17 protein-coding genes and 1 tRNA gene are annotated in these 21,068 nt (G+C 61.4%); 5 read left to right on the plus strand and 13 right to left on the minus strand.

Going from position 1 to position 21,068, the window contains the following annotated elements:
- Positions 1–523 precede the first annotated feature (523 nt).
- Both ACTQW0_RS06080 and ACTQW0_RS06085 read right to left on the minus strand, forming a co-directional pair.
- Positions 524–1,123 (minus strand): HD domain-containing protein, encoded by a 600-nt coding sequence (locus tag ACTQW0_RS06080; RefSeq protein ID WP_427747469.1) that lies wholly within the window; start codon positions 1,121–1,123, stop codon positions 524–526.
- A gap of 171 nt (positions 1,124–1,294) precedes the next feature.
- Positions 1,295–2,581, minus strand: coding sequence for a glutamate-5-semialdehyde dehydrogenase (locus ACTQW0_RS06085; RefSeq protein ID WP_441567355.1), 1,287 nt, complete (start codon positions 2,579–2,581; stop codon positions 1,295–1,297).
- Between the two features lie 113 nt (positions 2,582–2,694).
- Between ACTQW0_RS06085 and ACTQW0_RS06090 the strand changes: the two genes are divergently transcribed.
- Positions 2,695–4,113, plus strand: a complete 1,419-nt coding sequence (locus ACTQW0_RS06090; RefSeq protein WP_441567357.1) for an alpha/beta fold hydrolase — start codon at positions 2,695–2,697, stop codon at positions 4,111–4,113.
- Between the two features lie 99 nt (positions 4,114–4,212).
- On the opposite strand, the gene proB is transcribed toward ACTQW0_RS06090, so the two are convergent.
- The 5 genes from proB to ACTQW0_RS06115 all read right to left on the minus strand — a co-directional run bounded on the left by proB (position 4,213) and on the right by ACTQW0_RS06115 (position 8,737).
- The gene (gene proB / locus ACTQW0_RS06095; protein ID WP_441567359.1) at positions 4,213–5,340 is read right to left on the minus strand and encodes a glutamate 5-kinase; all 1,128 of its coding nucleotides are present in this window, start codon (positions 5,338–5,340) and stop codon (positions 4,213–4,215) included.
- Between the two features lie 79 nt (positions 5,341–5,419).
- Positions 5,420–6,925, minus strand: coding sequence for a nicotinate phosphoribosyltransferase (locus tag ACTQW0_RS06100; protein WP_427794587.1), 1,506 nt, complete (start codon positions 6,923–6,925; stop codon positions 5,420–5,422).
- Between the two features lie 84 nt (positions 6,926–7,009).
- On the minus strand, positions 7,010–7,429 hold the full coding sequence (locus ACTQW0_RS06105) for a hypothetical protein (protein WP_441567361.1): 420 nt from the start codon (positions 7,427–7,429) through the stop codon (positions 7,010–7,012).
- 64 nt (positions 7,430–7,493) lie between these two features.
- Positions 7,494–7,566 (minus strand) — tRNA-Ala (locus ACTQW0_RS06110).
- 232 nt (positions 7,567–7,798) lie between these two features.
- Entirely contained in the window at positions 7,799–8,737 is a 939-nt protein-coding gene (locus ACTQW0_RS06115; RefSeq protein WP_441033001.1) for a radical SAM protein, read from the minus strand.
- 526 nt (positions 8,738–9,263) lie between these two features.
- Here ACTQW0_RS06115 and ACTQW0_RS06120 point away from each other — a divergent pair.
- From ACTQW0_RS06120 to ACTQW0_RS06130, 3 genes are all read left to right on the plus strand, one after another.
- On the plus strand, positions 9,264–10,463 hold the full coding sequence (locus ACTQW0_RS06120) for an MraY family glycosyltransferase (RefSeq protein ID WP_441032998.1): 1,200 nt from the start codon (positions 9,264–9,266) through the stop codon (positions 10,461–10,463).
- A 159-nt stretch (positions 10,464–10,622) separates the two neighbouring features.
- Positions 10,623–11,672, plus strand: a complete 1,050-nt coding sequence (gene trpS / locus ACTQW0_RS06125) for a tryptophan--tRNA ligase (RefSeq protein WP_441032995.1) — start codon at positions 10,623–10,625, stop codon at positions 11,670–11,672.
- A gap of 221 nt (positions 11,673–11,893) precedes the next feature.
- Positions 11,894–12,187: a DUF6485 family protein gene (locus ACTQW0_RS06130; RefSeq protein WP_195838532.1), complete on the plus strand. Its 294-nt coding sequence runs from the start codon at positions 11,894–11,896 to the stop codon at positions 12,185–12,187.
- Positions 12,188–12,608: 421 nt separating this feature from the next.
- Here ACTQW0_RS06130 and ACTQW0_RS06135 read toward each other — a convergent pair whose 3' ends face one another.
- The 6 genes from ACTQW0_RS06135 to ACTQW0_RS06160 all read right to left on the minus strand — a co-directional run bounded on the left by ACTQW0_RS06135 (position 12,609) and on the right by ACTQW0_RS06160 (position 19,181).
- Positions 12,609–12,929, minus strand: a complete 321-nt coding sequence (locus ACTQW0_RS06135; protein WP_427747461.1) for an MGMT family protein — start codon at positions 12,927–12,929, stop codon at positions 12,609–12,611.
- A 193-nt stretch (positions 12,930–13,122) separates the two neighbouring features.
- Positions 13,123–13,977 carry a DegV family protein gene (locus ACTQW0_RS06140; RefSeq protein WP_441567363.1) on the minus strand — a complete coding sequence of 285 codons (855 nt, stop codon included), beginning with the start codon at positions 13,975–13,977 and terminating at the stop codon, positions 13,123–13,125.
- Between the two features lie 119 nt (positions 13,978–14,096).
- Entirely contained in the window at positions 14,097–14,546 is a 450-nt protein-coding gene (locus ACTQW0_RS06145) for a MarR family winged helix-turn-helix transcriptional regulator (RefSeq protein WP_427796051.1), read from the minus strand.
- A 169-nt stretch (positions 14,547–14,715) separates the two neighbouring features.
- Positions 14,716–15,435 (minus strand): B3/B4 domain-containing protein, encoded by a 720-nt coding sequence (locus tag ACTQW0_RS06150; protein WP_441567365.1) that lies wholly within the window; start codon positions 15,433–15,435, stop codon positions 14,716–14,718.
- Positions 15,436–15,659: 224 nt separating this feature from the next.
- Entirely contained in the window at positions 15,660–17,330 is a 1,671-nt protein-coding gene (pckA, locus tag ACTQW0_RS06155) for a phosphoenolpyruvate carboxykinase (ATP) (protein ID WP_427719537.1), read from the minus strand.
- 279 nt (positions 17,331–17,609) lie between these two features.
- Positions 17,610–19,181, minus strand: a complete 1,572-nt coding sequence (locus ACTQW0_RS06160) for an L-lactate permease (RefSeq protein ID WP_441031527.1) — start codon at positions 19,179–19,181, stop codon at positions 17,610–17,612.
- A gap of 177 nt (positions 19,182–19,358) precedes the next feature.
- Here ACTQW0_RS06160 and ACTQW0_RS06165 point away from each other — a divergent pair, with 177 nt between their 5' ends.
- Positions 19,359–20,933, plus strand: a complete 1,575-nt coding sequence (locus tag ACTQW0_RS06165; RefSeq protein WP_441031526.1) for a lipopolysaccharide biosynthesis protein — start codon at positions 19,359–19,361, stop codon at positions 20,931–20,933.
- Positions 20,934–21,068 lie beyond the last annotated feature (135 nt).

Here is a 21,068-nt window from a genome sequence, read left to right on the forward strand (position 1 = left end):
AGAAAACCTCGTTCAAAGTCACCAACCGGTTATTTCCACGTCACGTTGCGTGGAAACGGAGGGCAATTGCTGTTTGACGATGCCGAGCACCGAATCGCCATACTTCAGATCCTCGATGCAATCCTCCCCAAACACAATATCGAGCTTATCGCTTGGTGCCTTATGGGAAACCATATTCATTTGGCACGGCAATCGTGCAGAGTGTCGCAGGATGTGCTCCGACGGAACTCAAATCCGTCTCCAAGCCACTTCGCAATGAGGCGATTCTCGCGCTTCGAAAACAAGGGCTAACCGTTAAGCAGGTTCAGCTGTTGACCGGACTCGGAACATGGATTATCAAGAACGCGTCCTAGCATCGCGTTTACCGAGTTACGGATACGGCGAAGCGCAGCTGCCTGCCGCGAGGCGCCGCCATTCGCAAGCGCCACCATGTTAAACAGAAAACGCTTCCGCTGAATAACGTCCAACGGAAGCGTCTTCCCAGATAAAACCTACCAAAATAAACCTGTCCCTTTTTGGCAGGTTAGGCCTGGAAGGTGTCGCGGTCGGGCGCGAAGGACTGCATGGCCGCGATGGTGCGGTCGAAAAGCTCGGGGAGCTCCCAGCCCAGCATCTCGGCGCCCTGCGTAATCACGTCGCGCGAGCAGCCGGCGGCAAAGCGCTTGTCCTTGAACTTCTTCTTGAGCGACTTGGTCGTAAAGTCCATGACGCTCTTGCTCGGACGCATGATCACGGCAGCCCCAATCAGGCCGGTAAGTTCGTCGCAGGCAAACAGGATCTTTTCCATCTGCAGCTCGGGCTTGGGCAGCGAGGTGTTGAAGTCCGAGGTATGCGTCTGGATGGCGCGGATGAGCTCGGGCGATGCACCCTCGCCCTCCAGAATCTCGGCCGCATAGATGGTGTGGTTCACGGGGTCGTCCTCATGCTCCTCCCAATCCAGGTCGTGCAGCAGTCCGACGATGCCCCAAAACTCCTCGTTCTCGGGGTCGAACTCGCGCGCAAAGTAGCGCATGGTGCCCTCGACCGTCTCACCATGGGTGATGTGGAACGGATCCTTGTTGTGCTCGTTGAGCAATTCGAACGCACGGTCGCGGGTGATTCCGGCGGAAAGCGTCTGGGACATGGTAATACCTCCAGGTGAGTCGGTGCTAGGACACGGTGTCACTATCGTATATCGCCGCGGCTCAAGCCGAAAGGCAGAAAAGGCATGCGGAGAAAAAAGCCGGGCGAACGCGTCGCCCGGCAAAACCGCAGATAAAACCTGCCAAAATAAACCTGTCCCTTTTTGGTAGGTTTAGGGGCGGACCTGGCCGGTGCCGCGGAGCTTGTATTTGTAGGTGGTGAGGGCCTCGGCGGCAAAGGGGCCGCGGGCGTGGAGCTTTTGGGTCGAAATGCCGATCTCGGCGCCCAGGCCAAACTCGCCGCCGTCGGTAAAGCGCGTGCTGGCGTTGGCATACACGGCCGAGGCATCGATCTCATCCAAAAAGCGCTCGCAGGCGTCCGCGTCCTCGGCGATGATGGCCTCGGAATGCATAGTGCCATAGCGGTTGATGTGCGCGATGGCCTCGTCCTCGTTCGCCACGACCTTTACGCTCATCTCGAGCGCCAGGTACTCGCGGCCCCAGTCCTCCTCGGTCGCGGCCACGTAGTCGTCGCCCTCGGCAAGACCGGCGGCGGCGCATGCGGCACACGCGGCCCCGTCGCCGTGAATCAGCACGCCGTGGTCGTGCAGCACGGCCACGACCGCCGGCAAAAACGAATCTGCCACGGCGCGGTCCACAAGCAGCGACTCGGCGGCGTTGCACACACCCACGCGCTGGGTCTTAGCATTAACGATAATGTTGAGCGCTTTATCAAAGTCTGCCGACTCATGCACGTAGATGTGGCAGTTTCCCGTGCCCGTCTCGATCACCGGCACAAGCGACTCGCGCACGCAGCGCTGGATCAGGCCCGCACCGCCACGCGGAATAAGCACGTCGACGATGCCGCGAAGCTTCATGAGCTCGCCGGTGGCCTCGCGATCGGTGGACTCGATCATCGAGATAGCCTCGCGCGGGAAACCCTTGGCCTCGAGCGCATCGGCCAGCAGTTCGGCAATCATGGCGCACGAGTGATAGGCCAGCGAACCGCCGCGCAGAATGCAGGCGTTGCCGGTGCGGATGCAGATGCCCGCGGCATCGGCCGTCACGTTGGGACGCGCCTCATAGACCATGGCGACCAGGCCCAGCGGCACGCTCACGCGGGTGAGGTCCACACCACTTGCAAGTACACGGTGGTCGAGCACGCGGCCGACAGGATCGGGCAGCTCAGCGAGCTTCTCCAGGCCGGCGGCCATGCCCTCGACGCGCTCGGGCGTCAGCAGCAGACGGTCGAGGAGCCCCGCCGAGGTCCCCGCATCGCGCGCAGCGGACATATCGAGCTCGTTGGCGGCGACGATGGAATCGACGCCATCGCGCAGCGCCGCGGCCATGGCGCGCACGGCCTCCTGGCGTTGCTCGTCGCTCGCCGTGGCAAGCGAGGCCGACGCTGCCTTGGCGGCAACGGCAAGATCGTGGACATACGTGGCTATATCGACCGACATGGACGGCCCTTTCTCTTAGTAGTTTGCCAACCATGGTAGCCGATTTGTGCATGCCCTCGCGCATGGCGGTAGAATTGGTCAACCCGAAACACCGCAACGAACGGAAGTACCGCATGGCCCTCATCACTTCGTACCACGTCCCCGGCCTCTATGTCGAGGACCACAGCATCGACGTCCCCTTGGATTGGCGCGGCCTGGAGCCGATGCTTTTGGCCTTCGGCAGCACCATGCGCCGCGGCGCCATGCCGGCGCCCATCGCCGGCGCACCCGAGAGCATCAAGCTTTTCTACCGCGTGGTTTGCGCTCCCGACCGTATCAACGACGACCTGCCACTCCTCCTCTTTTTGCAGGGCGGCCCTGGCGGCGAGAGCCCGCGTCCGCTGTCGCCCACAAGCGACGGCTGGATTGAGGAGGCCGTCAAGCACTTCCGCGTCGTCCTGCCCGACCAGCGCGGTACCGGGCGCAGCAGCTGTGTAGACGGGCGCACGATTGCCGCACTGGGCGAGCGCGCCGAGGCGGCAGGCTCCGATGCGGCCCGCTCGCAGGCGGACTTCCTCAAGCGCCACCTCGCCAGCTCCATCGTGCGCGACTTTGAGTACCTGCGCCTGGTGGGCTTTGGCGGCAAGCCCTGGGTCACACTCGGCCAGAGCTACGGCGGCTTTTTGACGTTGAGCTATCTGTCGCTCTTCCCCGAGGGCGTGGCGGCGAGCTTTACCTGCGGCGGCATTCCGCACGTGCCGGCGAGTGCCAGCGAGGTCTACGCGCACACCTTCCCGCGTATGGCGGCCAAGACTCAGCAGTATTACGACCGCTACCCCGCCGACGTCGAGCGCGTGGCGGCCCTGGCAGATGCCCTCGAGGAGCAAAAGCCCGTACTGCCCGACGGCTCGCCGATGACGGTCGAGCGCCTGCAGCTCATGGGCAGCGACTTTGGCATGAAGCCGAGCTTTGAGCGTATGCACTGGATTATCGACCACGCGTTTGTTCATGGCGACGGCACGTTGAGCTGCGGCTCCTCGGTATCCGACAGCTTTTTGATGCGCGCCTTCGAGCGCACCAACACGCGCACGAATCCGCTGTACTGGACGCTACAGGAGTTCATCTACGCCGATGGCGACACGATGCCCATTGGCTGGGCAGCCGCCGAGGAAAAGGCTCATCGTGCCGAGTTCGACACCCTCGCGCGCCCACTCATGTTTACCGGCGAGGCCATGTTCCCGTGGATGTTTGAGCAGATGCCCGAGCTCAAGCCCTTCAAGCCCGCCATGGACCTGCTGATGGAAGACACCAGCTGGGACAAGATCTACGACCCGCAGCGCCTGGCCTGCAACGAGGTGCCGCTCCAAGCCGCGGTATATTTCGACGACATGTACGTGGATTCGGGCCTGCAGCTCGACACGCTCAGCCGCGTGGGCAACTCACATGCCTGGGTGACGAACGAGTTCGAGCACGACGGCCTGCACGGCAGCATAGTGTTCAAGCACCTCTTCGACGAGGCCCTCAACCGCGGAGACCTGCGTCGAATCTTCTAGCAAAGGAGTGTCCCCACCTGCCGGCACATAAGAAACGTCCCCAAGTGCCGGCACGAGAAAGACAGCGCTGCGGGAAACGATCCGCAGCGCTGTCTTTCTTTATGCAAAGACGATCAAGTTGTCTCGGTGGATCGCGGGCTTCTCGGCCAGGTCTGCCAGCAAGCGGTTGCCGGCAATCTGGTCCTGGCGGCGTCCGGCTGCAAGCTCCAGCACGTCCGAATCGGCCTCGGCGATACCGCGGGCGACGACCATGCCGCTCAGGTCGCACACGTCGAGCACATCGCCCTCGGCAAACGTGCCATCGACCTTGCGAATACCCACCGCAAGCAGGGAAGAACCGCGGCTGACCAGCGCCTTCGCGGCGCCGTCATCGACCGTCACCGAGCCATGCGCCTTGTCGCCCAGTGCAATCCACAGCTTGCGAGGCGCAATGTCCAGGCGCTCCGCCGGCGGATCGAACAGCGTACCCACGCTCTCGCCGCGGGCAAGGCGCACGAGCGCATCGGGCTCCTCGCCCGAGCAAATCACGCTCTGAATGCCCGCCGTCATCAGGATGCGGCTCGCGCGGATCTTGGTAATCATGCCGCCTGTGCCAACCGATGTGGAAGAATCGCCCGCCGAGGCGATAATCTTGGCATCGATCTTATGCACGACCGGAACGAACTCGGCCGTGGGGTCCTCGTGCGGATTGGCGGTATAGAGGCCATCGATGTCCGAGAGCGTCACGCACAGGTCGGCAGAAACCAGGCAGCCCACAAGCGCCGCCAGCGTGTCGTTGTCGCCAAACTTGATTTCGTCGACGGTAACGGTGTCGTTCTCGTTGACGACCGGCACCACGCCCAGTTCCACCAGGCGCAGCAGCGCGTCGCGCGCGTGCAGATAGGACGTGCGACGGGCCGTGTCGTGACGCGTGAGCAGCACGAGCGAGGTAAGCAGGTCGCGCGCATGGAACTCCTCGTCGTAGGCCGACGAGATGATGCACTGACCGGCCGAGGCGCAGGCCTGCAGGCTCGGCAGGTCACCGACCGGTTTGCGGTCAAAGCCCAGCACGGGATAGCCACAGGCAATGGCGCCCGAACTCACCACGACCAGACGCCAGCCGAGCTTGCGCAGGGCAGCAGCCTGATCGGCGAGCCCGCCGATAAAGGCGCGGTTGACCTTGCCATCGGCGCCCACCACCGTGGACGAACCGATCTTTACCACCATCGTTTTATAAGAAGTCGTCATACGTCAAACCAATCAACTGTTGAGGGTTCGGGCGAGCTGACGGCCGAGGGAACGTAATTCCGCCCTACACCCAAGAAAATTAGCGAGCCCAGGGGAAGGCAGAAGCCGCGGCCATGTTCTTGCGCACGAGCTCGTCACGCACCTGCGCCAGGCCCTGCTCCATGCCCACCACATAGGTCTGCGGGTACAGGAAGCGCTTGTAGACCGGATCCAGATGGTCCAGCGCCCAAGCGCAACGCTCGCGTGCGGCCTCGATGCTCTCGCGCGGGGCAACAGCACTGCCATCGCGCACGATCGGCGCCAGCAGCTCGCGATACTCAAGCTCGGACACGTCGGTCACCAGGGCGGCATCGTTCACGGCCACGAGGGTATTGCCGCGCGCGGCGCCCTCCCCCGCCAGATGGTCCTCGTCATAGATCATGTCGCAGACCGGGCCGCCAAAGCCGTCGTAATAGCGGCGCACGCGCTGCACGCCCGGAATCGTGCGCTTGTAGGGCTGCTCGGAGAGCTTGACCACCGGCGTCCACGGGTCCGCCTCGCTCGCACGGCGGGCGGAAAGCTTGTACACGCCGCCCAGCGCCGGTTGGTCGTAGCAGGTCGCGAGCTTGGTGCCCACGCCAAAGCTATCGATGGGCGCACCCTGGTCAAGCAGCGACTGAATCGTGTATTCATCCAGATCGTTGGAAACCGAGATCCCCACATAGGGCAGGCCCTCGGCATCAAAACGGCCGCGGACATACTTGGACAGCTTGGCGAGGTCGCCGGAATCGATGCGAATGGCCGACAGACGCTCGCCCACCGCCTCCATCTCCTTGGCAACCGTAATGGCATGCTCGCAGCCCTCGCGCACATCGTAAGTGTCAATGAGCAGCGTGCAGTTCTTGGGGCTCGACTTGGCAAAGGCACGGAAAGCCTCGAGCTCGGAATCGAAGCTCATCACCCAGCTGTGGGCATGCGTGCCAAAGACGGGAATACCGTAGCGGCGACCGGCGAGCACATTGGACGTAGAGGAGCAGCCGGCAACGTAGCTCGCGCGCGCGACGGCCAGACCGCCATCGGGACCCTGGGCGCGGCGCAGGCCAAACTCGGCCACGGGACGGCCGTCCGCCGCCAACACCACGCGCGCCGTCTTGGTGGCGACAAGCGTCTGGAAGCCGACGATGTTGAGCAGCGCCGTCTCGAGCAGCTGGCACTCAAGCGCGGGGCCGGTGACGCGCACCATGGGCTCGCGCGGAAAGACGAGCTCGCCCTCGGGGACGGCGTCGATGTTTACATGCGCACGAAAATCGCGCAGGTAGTCGAGGAATTCGGGCTTGAACATCGCGCCGCCGGCCGGGGCCTGGAGCGATGCGAGGTAGTCGATGTCCTCGGGCGTAAAGCGCAGGTTCTCGACCAGCTCGGGCAGCTCGGCGGTGCCGCACATGACGGCATAGGCGCTGCCAAACGGATGGTCACGGTAAAACGCCGTAAAACAGCCCTGCTCATTGGCCTTGCCGCTCTCCCACAGGCCCTGGGCCATAGTGAGCTCGTACAGATCGGTGAGCATTGCGATGTCGGTGGGATGCGAGATGTCGGTCAAAGCCATGGGGCGACCTTTCGGATGCGTTGTGCAGAGGTTGAGGGTTGGACGAGAGCAGAGCATGCGGACATGACGCCCGATGCAAATCGGTTAGAGCAGGCCCATGCTGGTCATGATCGTGTAGCCCATAAAGACGACAAACGCGACCAAGGCGAGCGCGATGATGATCTTTTGAGCCGGAGCCATACCGGGGATCTCGCCCTCGGCCGTGGGCTCCTTGGAAGTGACCATGCGCTGGGCAAACGTCATCTCGTCACGGCTCGGCTTGGAATCGACGGGCTTGGGACGAGCGGCTTTTTTAGGCTGAGGCTTGGGCTCGGCGGGCGCAGGCTCGGATGCGGCCTTGGCAGCGGCCTCCTCGGCCTTCGCATGCTCGGCACGCAGGGCGGCCAGCTCCTCACGCTCGCGCCGGGCCTCTTCCTGGGCCTCGCGGCGGGCCTTCTCAGCGCGGAGCTCTTCCAACTCGGCGCGCTCCTCGTCGGACAATGGTTGGGAATCAAGCTCGGCCATAGTGCAGCCCTTTCTTTCAAAAAAAGCCGCCGACACAATGTCGACGGCTTATCAAATCCAAGGGTGGAGACGAAGGGAGTCGAACCCTCGGCCTCTGCCATGCGACGGCAGCGCTCTCCCAACTGAGCTACGTCCCCAGGACAAGTTGATATTTTACCTACGGCTCGCCAACTGTCAACGCCCAATACCCAGTCTTTTTGGGACGGGGCTTTTTTGACTACTTTTCGGATGGTAGCTCGACCCCCACCGGGAGCAGTCTTTTTGGGACGGGGCTATTTTAGCTACCCAGGCAGATAGCGAAAACGATTTGGACGATTAACGGCAGGGGCAGCTAAAATAGCCCCGTCCCAAAAAGACTGCTCAAAAGAGCTACTTTGCGCTGGTGAGGACGCCAGTGGTGTCGAACGCTGGGGTAAAGCTCTCGTCTACCGCGCCGCCCTCTTGCCAGAACATCGTCGTAAAGCCCAGGTCGTCGGCATGGTCGAGCACCCGCTCGTACTCCTCGCGCGTCACGGCTCGCGCCAAGTCGCCGCCCTGCTCGCGCATGAGCGCATTGGGCGTGTACTGGTTCATGACCGAGATCGGCACATCACCCACCGTCTGCCACACCAGGTCTAGCACGCGACACGAATCGTCCGCATGCCCCGGCAACACCAGGTGACGCACGATCATGCCGCGCTTCATGAGCCCGTCCTCGTCCACCAGCTCTCCCCCACGGCGCTCAATCTCGCGCGCCATTTGCGCCAAACCCGACACGGCCACACGCGGGTAGTCCTTAATGTGGGAGAGCGACTGCGCAAGCCCCGCATCGGCATATTTAAAGTCGGTTAGCCACACATCGACCAGATCGCCGAGCGCCGCCACGGCACTCGCGCGCTCATAACCGCTTGTGTTGTAGACGATTGGAACAACAAGCCCGCGCGCCCGTGCCGCGGCAATCGCAGCCGGCAGCAGGTGCGCGTAGTGCGTCGCCGTCACCAAGTTAATATTGTTGGCACCCTGGTCCTGCAGCTCCAGCATAATCTCGACCAAACGCTGGGGCATAATCTCAAGCCCAAAATTGCCCGTCGAGATCTCGTGGTTCTGGCAATAGACGCATTTGAGCGAGCAGCCGCTAAAGAAGATCGTGCCCGAACCGGACTCGCCCGAGATAGGCGGCTCCTCCCACATATGGAGCGCCGCACGGGCCACCTTGAGCGTGTCGTTAGCACCGCATACGCCGCGCGCACCCTCATCGCGCGCCGCACCGCAACGGCGCGGACACAAATGGCAGGCGGGCGAAAAAAGTTCGGTCAACGACGTCGGCATAAAAACATGCTCCAAAACAACGATTCAGCAGCTCAAACGCAAAAGGACCAACCGCGCAGACGGCTCGAGCCCAAGGCGCCGTAATCGTCCGACACGATTTTTGTAATGTCAAGACTGGAATCGATAAAGTACAGCTTTATGATGTAGGTATTCCGCCCCCCGCGGAGCAACTGGGTGAACCGTCGCGTTTATTTAGGGAGCCCACACAGTCGTACGTAGTACAGGTATCCTTCGTTGTTAAGGACGCTGGAACGGTCGATGAGGGCACCCACCTGTTTTAGGTGGGTTCATTTTCGTAACGTGGGGGGTGGTTTTCTTTTGCCGAAAATCGCCATTGCAAATCCTGCCAGGATCCTCAAAAGGCACCAGGCAGAACCCCACCATCACTCGAATATCTGGTAAGCGCGTGATTATCGATTGGCGCGATTCCCCGCACCCCCTTTGGTCGAGTATCATGGGTCAGCTATACCCTTTGCGGCATGGCATCCTTTGACCTTTTCCTTCGACGCTTGGCGGTTTTTGATACATGGCTTCATCCACAAGCTACATACCGTTCCTTTGCGTGGCAGCCGCGGCATATATCACGACCTTCCTCACGGTGCCCCTGGTTAAACGTCTGGCAATCAAGCTCGACGCCGTTGACTATCCTTCAAAACGCCGTATCAACACCAAGCCCATCCCGCGCTTGGGAGGTACGGCGGTCTTTTTGGGCCTGGTCGTCGCCTGCATCGTTCAGATTATGGGCACCTGGCATCTGGGCTGGCCGCCCGTCTTGGTCCCGCATCCGCGCCTGCATATTAGCTACCCCATGCTGGCGCTTTCTTTTACCGTCATTTTTGCGACCGGCGCGATCGACGACGTCTTCCAGCTTAGGCCCAAGCAAAAGCTCGCCGGCCAGGTCCTCGCCGCGCTCATCGCCTGCGTGGGTGGCCTAAAAATCGGCGTCATCCTCAACCCGCTTGCCCCCGGCGAGATTATGCTCGGCTGGCTCGCCTATCCCATCACCGTGGTCTACCTGGTGGCGTTCACCAACATTATCAACCTCATCGACGGCCTTGACGGCCTGGCCACAGGCATCTGCGGCATCGCATCGTTCACGATGTTCTCGATGGCCGTTCTCTCGGGCCGCATCGATGCCGCCGCGCTCTCCATCGCGTTGTTTGGCGCCTGCCTGGCCTTCTTGCGCTACAACTTCAACCCCGCGAGCATCTTTCTGGGCGACTCGGGGTCGCTGCTGCTGGGCTTTGCGCTGGGCTCCATTTCGCTGCTTAATGTGAGCCGCACCGCCGCGCTCACCTCGCTTATCATTCCGCTCATCGTTGCCGGTGTGCCCATCATCGACACGTTTAGCGCCATCGTGCGCCGCAAGCGCGCCCACATTAGCATTGGGCAGGCCGACAAAGGCCACATCCACCACCGCCTCATTCAAGAGGGCTATAACCAAAAGCAGGCTGTGCTGCTTATCTATGCCTGGTGTGTCCTGCTTTCGGCCGGTGCGGCCGCCATCAACCAGGTCGAAGTCCCCATGCGCGTGCTCATCTTTACCGTGCTTGGCATTGGCTCGGCAGCCTTCGCCAAGCACCTGCACCTGTTTGAGCCCGTGCTACGCCACCATTACAACAAGCGCACGCACGAAGACGAGCTGATAACCCCCGACGACCCCGCCTTTAAGCAGGAGGAGCAAGCGGCCGAGGAGCGTAAGGAAGAGCGCCACCACAGGCATTGAGGTTTGCTGCAGATGGTCGCTCTGTTTGCTGTCGGCCGCTCGTGACCGCGCCTCGACCGCCACGCATGCCTCGCCTTACCACCCCCTTGCTCGCTTTCGCCCGCCCCTCTCAATAAACGCGTTATCATCTTGACCCATGAACATACGTTAGGAGCAATCATGCCAAACGAGAACAGCTACGAAGTCGCGTTGCAAAAGAGCAACGCCATTCGCGAGGGCCTGGCCAAGACGCCCGAGAAGTTCACCATGCTTACCGGCGACCGCCCCACCGGCCGTCTGCACCTAGGCCACTACTTTGGCACCCTCAAGGGCCGCGTGGAGTTGCAGAATATGGGCGCCAAGACCAACGTGCTCATTGCCGACTACCAGGTCATCACCGACCGCGACACCACCGAGCACATCCAGGACAACGTGTATAACATGGTCATGGACTACCTTGCCTGCGGTATCGACCCCGACAAGACCATGATCTACGCGCACTCCGCCGTGCCCGCCGCCAACCAGCTCATGCTGCCGTTCCTGTCGCTGGTCTCCGAGGCCGAGCTGGCGCGCAACCCCACCGTCAAGGCCGAGATGGAGGCCTCGGGCCACGAGCTCACCGGCCTTCTGCTCACCTATCCGGTACACCAGGCCTGCGACATCCTGTTCTGCAAGGGTAACGTTGTGCCCGTCGGTCGCGACCAGTTGCCGCACATCGAGCTCACCCGTACCATCGCCCGCCGCTTTAACAACCGCTACGGCAAGGTGTTCCCCGAGGTCGACGCGCTGCTGTCCGAGACCCCACTGCTGCCCGGCCTGGACGGCCGCAAGATGAGCAAGAGCTACGGCAACGCCATCAATATCTCGATGACCGCCGAGGAGACGGCCAAGCGCATCAAGAAGAGCCAGACCGACTCCGAGCGCATGATTACGTTCGATCCCGAGAACCGCCCCGGCGTGTCCGGCCTGCTTTCGACCGCCGCCATCTGCACCGGCCGTTCCGAGGTCGAGATTGCCGAAGAGATTGGCATGGGCGGCTCCGGCCAACTCAAGAAGTACGTGACCGAGGCCGTCAACGGGTACTTCGCACCGATCCGCGAGCGTCGCCAGCGCTACGAGAACGACCTGGACTATGTGAAGGATGTTCTGCACGAGGGCAACCGTCGCGCCAACGAGATTGCCGAGCAGACCCTGGCCGAGGTTCAGGACGCCATGGGCATGGTGTACTAGTCGAGAGCAATAAACAACACTCAAACTAAACCGCCGCGATTGGCACAATCCTCGTTGCGGCGGTTTTGTTTTCTTCAGAGGTCGGTCGCCGAGATATTCAGCCGCTTGGCAGAACCCCTAAGTCGCAAGCACCTTGAGGCTATATCCTGTTAAGCAATGACACCCTATTGTTTAACATGCGGCAGCTTTTACGGCAGACCCGACCGACCGGAAGGAGTCCCATGAGCTCAGTTGCGTTTTGTACCTGCAACGACCGGAAATGCCCATTTAACCCTGTCAACCACGAGAAGGGCTGCACACCGTGTATCGCTAAGAATCTGCACGAGCACGAGATTCCAACGTGCCTGTTCAACGCGATTTCTCCCGATCGGCTTGAGGCCGATAAAGACGAGTGGTCGTGGCAAGCGTTCGCGCGGCATGTAGAAGCATATCTGGGAAGCGACAGCCCAAGAATCCCCGCAGGCGAAGAAGCGCCGCAGGGATTTACCAAGATCGGTTGCTGTAAGCGGGACTAACAATCAAAGTTAGTGCCCCCCCTAAAACCAAACGTCAGTACCTCATTATGGGATAACAGACCTGATGGGTTTGCCCCATGCTTACAGGAAAGCGCCCGCCGACCATGGCAGCCGGCGGGCCCGTTCCCGAAGTACACCGTTGAATCGCACAGAGGGGAGGAATGCGAATCAAACTCAACAGGGCAGGCTTTTTCATCGCCTATGGCCTGCTCCGTTGCTGCATACAATATAGTTCACCAATGTTTACTTTATAGTATCAAACCGCGCCGCCACACCTTCTGCATAAGTTAACAAAGGTAAACCTACCAATTAGGGACAGGTTTATTTTGGCAGGTTTTATCTGGGGAAACATCAATGGAGCCAGCGTTCCGCCACAAAGAGGACAGCCAGCTTTGTGGTGGTTTTGGCCACGGCAGAGCCGCTAGAGCCCTGCTGGCCAACGACAGGCAGCCAAGTCGACGTGCATGGGGTCGACAAACGTCACGCCCTCCCCCAGCAGGAGTTCGCGCTGAGCATCGGGGCCGCCAAACGCAAAGCCCTCGCAAATGCTGCCATCGGCAAACACCACACGATGGCAGGGAATCTGACCAGGGCGCGGATTGCTATGCAGGGCATACCCCACGTACCGCGCACTTCGTGGACGACCGGCAAGCAGCGCCACCTGACCATACGTGGCGACCATCCCCTCAGGGATCTGCTCGACCACCTCGTACACCCGTTCAAAAAAGCCCTCAGACGCCATCGATGCTCCTTTCCGCCCGCAACAGCATAAATCAAATGATCCCTCGGGGACGGCAGGGTTGCGGATCATTTGCGGCCTCCGTGCGGCCGATGGTCCGCAACCCCGTCATCGCCGAGGGATCACATGGCATGGCAGGTAGCGTTTGCCCAGATAAAACCTGCCAAAATAAACCTGTCCCTTTTTGGCAGGTCGGTTAGTTGGCAGGCTGGAAGAAGGCTACGGCTACGGCACCGGGGCCTACATGGGTGCCGATGGTGGCGCCGATGGTGTGAACGGGCAGCTCGCCCTCGGTGTGGCCAGCCCACAGCGTCGCACTATCCTCGATATACTTCCTGAGCACCGCATCCGAAAGGCCCGTATAGCCGAGCGCCAGCGGCATGGAAAAGTCGACGCCGCCCGCCTTTTCGACCTTTTGGTTCAGCAGGTTGCGACCGTTCTTGGAACCGCGCGCCTTGCCCAGCTGCACGATCAGACCGTCCTCGGCAGCCACCACGGGCTTTACGTTGAGCAGCGTGCCCACGGCGCCGGCCGCAGCAGACAGGCGACCGCCGCGCACCAGGTACTCCAGCGTCTCGAGCAGGCCGATAACCACCACGCGGTCGCGCACGGCCTCGACCGCCGCCGCGATCTGGGCCGCGCTACGGCCCTCGTCCACCAAGCGCAGGGCATACTCGACCAGCACGCGCTCGCCCAGGGTGACGTTGTTGCTGTCTACCACGAACACATCGCCGCCCGGTGCCTCGGCAAGTGCGGTACGGGCACTCTGATTGGTGCCGGAAAGCTTAGCGCCCACGGTAATAATCACGGCCTCATCGCCGGCCTCACGAACCTCGGCAATCGCCTGCGAAAACGCGTACGGGTTGACCTGACCGGTCTTGGGCAGCTCATCGCGCTCCACGAGCATCTCGTAAAAGCGCTGGTGATCGATGTCGACGCCATCCATGTACACATCGGTGCCAAAGGTAACGGACAGCGGCAAAACAGCCAGTGCCGGGTGCTCCGCCGGCGACATATCGCTTGCGGAATCGGTAATAATGCGGACGGACATAGCGAATCCTTTCTTGCACAGGTCCCGCGCAGGGAATTTTGACAGCAATGTCCCGGCACGGTATACGCGCTCAAACGGGACGATGCAGTTGTTAATGGGAAGCAAATGCCTAGGCGGCCCTACAGCTCGCGCAGGGTGTCGAGAATCGTACGCAACGACGCGTACATCTGCTCGCGCTGCTCCACGCCCATGGCCTTGCCGGTGGCGTCGAGCACCTCGCGAATAATACGATCGGCCTCATTCATGCTCTCGCCGCCCAACGTGGTCAGGCGAACCGGGGCGCGATACTTAACGGCGGCATCGCCCGAATCGTCGACCTCGACGTAGCCGCCCTCTTCCAGATGCGCCAGCGTGCGCGAGACGGCAGCGCGGGTCACGCCTGCCATGCGGGCGAGGTCGGCACCAGTCAGGCCGTCCTTGCTGCGCTCAAGATAGTACAGGCACATGATATCGGAACCCTTAAGACCCAGCCTTGCTCCCTCAGATGCCTTAATGCGCTGGATCTCCTTGTAGAGTCCGCTGATCAGTCCGACAAAATCCTCAAAACGTGTCTCGTCGCTCTGCTGCATGGGAGACGACCGCCTTTCGCTTGCATGATGCTAACGGGTAAACATCTTAGCCGCATGCCTGAACCCCCGTACCCAAATATCCCAATTGTTAACTCATCAACATAAAAACCACCACAAGGGGGATAGTACCTTTGTGGTGGTTTGGGGCATCAATAGGTTCTAGGCGCCGCTACAGTTCCACGCGCGGGTTATCGCGGGTCACAAGCGTCTTAACGACAACCGTCGCTCCCAGATAGCGCTCGAGCAGCTCGGCTAAGCGATCGATCGCGGCCTGACAGTCCCCCATTCGCTCGGGCTCTACACACTCAATCGCCAGGAACGCATCGGCAGAATCGTCGGACAGAGCCGTTCGAACGCCGTCGCGCCAGTTCCAGCAGCGGCACACGGCGCCCGCATCATCGATGTAGGCGAGCTCGCCGGGCAGCGTCGGATCATCTGCCTCCTCGCCAAGTGGCAGGAACGCATCCCCGCCATCAGTGACCGCCAGGCGCAGATCGCCCTCGATAGCATGTAGGTCCTCGCCGCCAACGGGCAGCGCGTAGGTCAACGACACCGTGTTATAGATGTCCACCGCGGGCGTAATGTGGCCCACCGGTTTGCCCTTGAGCACGCGCTTGAGCAAGTTCTCGATCGAGCAGCGGGCGCCCTTTTTAGTCTTGAACAGGCGATAGGCCTCGCGCCATGCCTTGACCGGCGTGTTCTCGCTGATGGTATCGCTTGTCAGGTGGCGCTCCGCATCGATATTGGCGCGATCGAGCAGCGCCGCAATCGCGTCCACGTCCTCTTGAGGAATCGTAGCCGCGGGCTTCATGCCCTCCACGACCACGACGCCGACCGCCGCCTGTGGAAATAGCTCCCAAAATGAATCCTCGGCAACAAAGCTCTTCATACGTGCTCCTTTCGCAATTCGCGCCAACGCGAGCGCCTAAACAAAAAGCGCCCTTACAACGGCCACCTTCAAAGTCCTACGGTGCCGTCACAAGAGCGCTTACGCTGTCCCCATCCGGAGAAGGGGACGATATGTCAGGCGCATTGTAACCCGAGTCATCCACACGAGCAAAACCACCACAAAGGCGCCTGCCTCTTTGCGGTGGATATGGACTCGAGGCGACGCTAGTGGCGGAGTCCCAGCAGGCCGCGGCCGCGATGACGGGCCTCGGCGGACACCTGAGCGTGCGGGCCGGCGGCCTTGACGGACTCGGGCAGGTGCGAGTACTTCTTCTCGAAGTTCTCCTCGAACATCACCGCCAGGTTGTGCGCGGCCTCGTCGTAGCGCGCTGTGCTCTGCCAGTACTGGCGCGGCACCAGGATGCCGTCCGGCACACCGTGGCACGTGGTGGGAATGTCGACATTAAAGATATCGTCGTGCAAGAACTCGCTGTCCTCGATGGTACCGTCGAGGGCGCGTGCGACCAGGGCGCGCGTGTAGGCAAGCTCGATGCGATGGCCCACGCCATAACCGCCGCCAATCCAGCCGGTGTTGAGCAGATAGACGCGGGTGCGACCGTCGGCGATACGCTCGCCGAGCATCTTGGCGTAGACCATGGGATCGAGCGGCATAAACGGCTCTCCGAACAGCGAGGAGAACGTAGGCGTGGGCTCGGTGACGCCGACCTCGGTACCGGGGATCTTTGCGGTGAAGCCTGTCACAAAGTGATACATGGCGGCATCGGCCGTCAGGCGCGAGATAGGCGGCAGCACGCCAAAGGCATCGCAGGTCAAAAACAGCACGACGCTCGGGGTGGTGCCCATGCCCTTGGTCCACGCGTTGGGGATATGCTCGACGGGATAGGCAACGCGCGTGTTGTGCGTGATCGAGACGTCATCGTAGTTGGGCTTGCGGTTCTCGTCAAGCACCACGTTTTCGCAGATCGCGCCAAAGCGAACGGCATTGAAGATCTCGGGCTCGTGAAACTCGTCCAAGCCCTCGCACTTGGCGTAGCAGCCGCCCTCGATGTTGAAGATGCCCATGTCGGACCAACCGTGCTCGTCGTCGCCGATCAGCAGGCGCGTGGGATTGGCCGAAAGCGTGGTCTTGCCGGTGCCGGACAGGCCAAAGAACACGGCGGTCTCGTGCGTGACGGGATCCATGCTGGCCGAGCAATGCATGGGCAGCACATCGTCCTCGACGGGCAGCAGGTAATTCATGACGCTGAAGATGGACTTTTTAATCTCGCCGGAGTAGCCGGTGCCGGCAACCAGAATCACGCGTTCCTGGAAGTTGATGACCACGGCGGCGCTGGAGTTGAGGCCCTTGATGGCAGGGTCGCACTGGTACCCGGGTGCCGCGAGCACGCAAAAGTCCGGCTCGCCGGTGCGCGCAATTTCGCGAGCGAGTGGACGGGCGAGCATCTGCTTAATGAAGAGCGCCTGGCTCGCGCGCTCGCAGGCAACGAGCAGGCGACGCGTGTGGTTGCGGTCGGCACCCGCCATGCCGCGCGTGACGAACACGTCGCGCTCGTTGAGATAGTCGACGATGCCGGCCTTGATGGCCTCGTAGCTCTCAATCGAAAGCGGGCGGTTGACGGCGCCCCAGGCGATCTTGTCGTGAACATCGGGGGTGTCAACGATAAAGCGGTCGTTGGGAGAACGGCCGGTGCGCTCCCCCGTCTCGATTACCAGCGCGCCGTTGGATGCCATGCGGCCCTCTTCACGGCGGATAGCGTGCTCGACGAGCTCCGCAGCAGGTAGATCGACCAGCAGACGCGGCTGATTCTCGGCGGGATCTTCGACCAGCGTAATACCAAAGTTGGACAGAACTTCTGCAGGGGTAACACCAGGCATGGGGCCTCCTTTAAAAGCGCGTCACGCGGGCGCGGCGCGCACTTTACTCACGTAAAGCCCGTTGTACCCGATATGCAAAAACGTTTTTGTGGCAAGGGGGGGCAAGCCCGCCCAACGGTCAAAAATCGCAGGCAAGCGGCCTAGTCATTGGGGACGTTCTTAAACGACGAGTCGTTGGGGAAACTCTTGAACAGGCAACATTCAAGGAGTGTCCCCGGATGCCGGCACTTAGGGACGTTCCCAAAGCGCCGGCACAAAAGGAGCGTCCCTAAATGCCAACTATAGCGGCAGGCCTTGGCCGAGCATGGCGATGGCGCTCATAAGGATCAGCATGCCGGCGGCGTAGGGCAGGACAGCGCCCAAGAGCTCGGCATCCTTGCCGCGCACGTGCACGGCGGCCAGGCCGATGGCAAGCGTCTGCGGCGAGATCATCTTGCCGGCAGCGACGCCAAGCGCGTTCAGCGCGACCATCCAGTAGTCGCTCACGCCCAGCGCGGTGGCAGCCTGGCTCTGGATGGGACCAAACAGCATGCCAGAAGACGTGCCCGAACCGGTCACGAATGCACCGACCGCGCCGATCCACGGAGCCAGAATCGGGTACAGGCCACCGGCGACCGCAATGCAAAACGCGCTGATCGAAGAGATCATGCCCGCATAGCCCATAACCTTGGCACAGCCCAGAACCGAAAGCATGGTAATGACCGTCGGCATCATCTGCTTGACGGTCGCGGCCAGTACCTCGCCCATCATGCGCGGCGAAGCACCCTGAATGGCGCCGCCGACAAACGCCGCCAGGAAAATCCAGACGCCCGGCGTGTTGATCCACGAAAACGTGAGCGTGCCGGGGTTCTCGCCGCAATACACCTGCACCTGGCTCGCAAACGGTGCGAGCGCAGCATGCACGGCAGGCACCAGGTTAGACGTTCCCAACAGCAGCACAAAGATCAAAATGAAGCACGACCAAGCCGAAAGCGCCGACTTAGCGGTGAGCTGCTCGCCGGCCTCGATATTCATGTGGAAGCGTGCGTCCAGATGCCCCGACTTCTCGGCACGCATGGCAAGCGCAGCTGTCAGCGCGAGCGAAACGATGGAACCGACGACGACGGCAAGCTCGGGACCCACAAACATAGCAACGACAAGAGCCGCACCGGCAAAGGACACGCCGGAGAGCACGGCGATGCCCGCCACGCCGTTCAGGCGCTCGGCAACGCCCGCAACATTACCCTGGTCATCGGCGACACGACCCGCAACCAGCACGATAAACAGCGGCATCATCGCAAAGAAAGGCGCCAACTGCACCATCTGAACGGTCGCCAAATGTAGCGGATCCAGGCCCACCAGACCGGCAACGGACACCGTGGGAATGCCAATGGAGCCGTAGGGCGTGGGCACGCCGTTGGCCAGCAGACAGATGAGCACGGCGGGCACGGCCTCAAAGCCCAGGCCCGCGAGCATGCCGGCGGGAATAGCAACGGCGGTGCCAAAACCGGCCATGCCCTCCATAAAGCCACCAAAGCACCAGGCCACAAGCAGCGCCAGCAGACGGCGATCGCTGCTGATGGAGGTGATCATGCTGCCGATTACGTCCATGGCGCCCGTGCGAACGCACAGGTTATACGTGAACACCGCGGCGATGATTACCAAAACGATGGGCCACAGGGCCATCAAAAAGCCTTCGAGCGAGGCGGTCGCGATCTGCGCTGCCGGCAGGTGCCACCATACGAAGGCAAGCACGCACGAGAGGACAAACGATCCGATGGCGGCTTTCCAAGCTGGCCATTTAAAGCACAGCAGCATCACGACAAGCCAAATGATCGGCACAAGAGCCAGCAAGAATGCGGCGACGTCCATAGGTAGAAGCTCCTTGGTACCGCGCGGGCGGCATCGTGGTATCACATAACTTCAACAGGATACCGCACGCTCACCGACAATTTACTGCCGCCCCCCGAAAATATTGAACAATCCGTTCAAAAACATGAGTGACACCGTCGCGTCTATACTAGAACGCAGCAATAGAAAGGACCCGCCTTGAGCATCTCGCCCCTCGATAGCATCCGCCGCGCCATCGCCCGCCGCAACGGCATCGCCAACCCCACTGTATCGGGCGGGGCGCACGGACAGGGCGGCCGCATCGAGAATGGCCTCTTCCCCGCCTCCCACACGGCCGAAGAGCTCGCGCGTATCCAGGAGCTGAGTCAGCGCAACGCCGGCGGGCCAAATAGCGGCCAAGCCACGCGTCGTCGGCGCGAGCGCGATCGCGAGCCCGGTCCTGTCCGCCGTATGGTCAACGCCTGGTGGAACCGCCTGCTCGGTGCCGTCTACGGCGGCGGTTTCTCCATGCAGGAAGCCGAATACGAGGAGCACGCCACCAGCCGCGACTACCTTTGGAATACCCTCGGCACCGCCGTGTGGGGCATGGCGTTTCCACTGCTCACTATCGTGTCCACGCAACTCGTGGGCGCCGAAGAAGCCGGCAAGTTCTCCATCGCCTTTGTCACCGGCACGCTCATCATGATCGCGTGCAACTACGGCGTGCGCAATTTTCAGGTCTCGGACATCGACGAGAAGACGTCATTTGCCTCCTACCAGCTCAACCGCTGGCTTTGCGGAGCGATCGCGCTGGCCTGCGGCCTCATGTACAGCAGCGCCCGCGGCTACGACGCGCACATGGCGACGATCGGCCTGGGCGTCTACCTCTATAAGGTGATCGACGGCATCGCCGACGTGTACGAGGGCCGCCTGCAGCAGGCCGACAAGCTCTACCTAGCCGGCATGAGCCAAACGCTGCGCTCCGCCGGCGTCATCGCGGTCTTTAGCGCGGCACTGTTCCTCACGCGCAGCATGCCCATCGCGGCCATGGCCATGGGTGTTACAGCGATCGCCTCGCTCGTGCTGGTCACCGCCCCGCTCGCCCTGCTCGAAACCGAAAAATCGCGTCGCGTGAGCATACGCGAAGTCGGCCGCCTTTTTGCGCAGTGTGCCCCGCTCTTTGGCGCGCTCTTTTTGTTCAACCTTATCGAGAGCATGCCCAAGTTTGTGATGGAAGGCACGCTGGCCTACAAATATCAGCTGTATTTTAATGCCCTGTTCTTTCCGGCGCAGGCCATTTTGCTGAGCGTTGGTTTTATCTATAAACCGCAGCTCTTGCGTTTGTCGAGCATTTGGGCTAACCCGCGCAAGCGTCGCCGCTTTGACTTAATTATTGTCGCCGTCATGGCGCTGATCTTGGGTTTCACTGGCGCATGCGCCGCGTTTATGGCAGGCCCCGGCATTCCCCTTATGAGCTTTATGTACGGCCTCAACTTTGAGCGCTACCGCACATTGGCGCTGCTGATGGTCGTCGCCGGCGGCATCACCGCAGCCATCGATTTTATCTACGCCATTATCACAGTGCTGCGCCACGCCGGCGATGTCACCAAGATCTACCTCATTTGCTTTGCCGTGAGCGTGGTGGTGCCGATGATCCTCATCAATCTACTGGGGCTGATGGGTGCCGTCGTGAGCTACCTGGCTATCATGGCCCTACTGCTGGTGCTGTTGATTGTCGAGTACGCCCACATTCGCCAGCGCATAGAACGAGCCCGCAACCCGTACGGTGTCTAATTAGCTGCCTCGGCCACCGGAATTTGCGATGGAATTACCCGGGCTGGGGTCTTGTTGCGGACAATATGCATCACGCAAAACTAAGTGAGTAGACTTTTACCGAATCCCCGACCACACCGACAAAGCACAAGTCTG

The sequence above is a fragment of the Collinsella sp. LCP19S3_B7 genome (genome assembly GCF_052121795.1).
Classification (GTDB): Bacteria; Actinomycetota; Coriobacteriia; order Coriobacteriales; family Coriobacteriaceae; genus Collinsella.

Excerpts from the sequence above, each read along its gene's own strand:
- ACTQW0_RS06080 (WP_427747469.1), bottom strand. The coding sequence starts at position 1,123 with ATGTCCCAGACGCTTTCCGCCGGAATCACCCGCGACCGTGCGTTCGAA.
- ACTQW0_RS06085 (WP_441567355.1), bottom strand. The coding sequence starts at position 2,581 with ATGTCGGTCGATATAGCCACGTATGTCCACGATCTTGCCGTTGCCGCC.
- ACTQW0_RS06090 (WP_441567357.1), top strand. The coding sequence starts at position 2,695 with ATGGCCCTCATCACTTCGTACCACGTCCCCGGCCTCTATGTCGAGGAC.
- proB (WP_441567359.1), bottom strand. The coding sequence starts at position 5,340 with ATGACGACTTCTTATAAAACGATGGTGGTAAAGATCGGTTCGTCCACG.
- ACTQW0_RS06100 (WP_427794587.1), bottom strand. The coding sequence starts at position 6,925 with ATGGCTTTGACCGACATCTCGCATCCCACCGACATCGCAATGCTCACC.
- ACTQW0_RS06105 (WP_441567361.1), bottom strand. The coding sequence starts at position 7,429 with ATGGCCGAGCTTGATTCCCAACCATTGTCCGACGAGGAGCGCGCCGAG.
- ACTQW0_RS06115 (WP_441033001.1), bottom strand. The coding sequence starts at position 8,737 with ATGCCGACGTCGTTGACCGAACTTTTTTCGCCCGCCTGCCATTTGTGT.
- ACTQW0_RS06120 (WP_441032998.1), top strand. The coding sequence starts at position 9,264 with ATGGCTTCATCCACAAGCTACATACCGTTCCTTTGCGTGGCAGCCGCG.
- trpS (WP_441032995.1), top strand. The coding sequence starts at position 10,623 with ATGCCAAACGAGAACAGCTACGAAGTCGCGTTGCAAAAGAGCAACGCC.
- ACTQW0_RS06130 (WP_195838532.1), top strand. The coding sequence starts at position 11,894 with ATGAGCTCAGTTGCGTTTTGTACCTGCAACGACCGGAAATGCCCATTT.
- ACTQW0_RS06135 (WP_427747461.1), bottom strand. The coding sequence starts at position 12,929 with ATGGCGTCTGAGGGCTTTTTTGAACGGGTGTACGAGGTGGTCGAGCAG.
- ACTQW0_RS06140 (WP_441567363.1), bottom strand. The coding sequence starts at position 13,977 with ATGTCCGTCCGCATTATTACCGATTCCGCAAGCGATATGTCGCCGGCG.
- ACTQW0_RS06145 (WP_427796051.1), bottom strand. The coding sequence starts at position 14,546 with ATGCAGCAGAGCGACGAGACACGTTTTGAGGATTTTGTCGGACTGATC.
- ACTQW0_RS06150 (WP_441567365.1), bottom strand. The coding sequence starts at position 15,435 with ATGAAGAGCTTTGTTGCCGAGGATTCATTTTGGGAGCTATTTCCACAG.
- pckA (WP_427719537.1), bottom strand. The coding sequence starts at position 17,330 with ATGCCTGGTGTTACCCCTGCAGAAGTTCTGTCCAACTTTGGTATTACG.
- ACTQW0_RS06160 (WP_441031527.1), bottom strand. The coding sequence starts at position 19,181 with ATGGACGTCGCCGCATTCTTGCTGGCTCTTGTGCCGATCATTTGGCTT.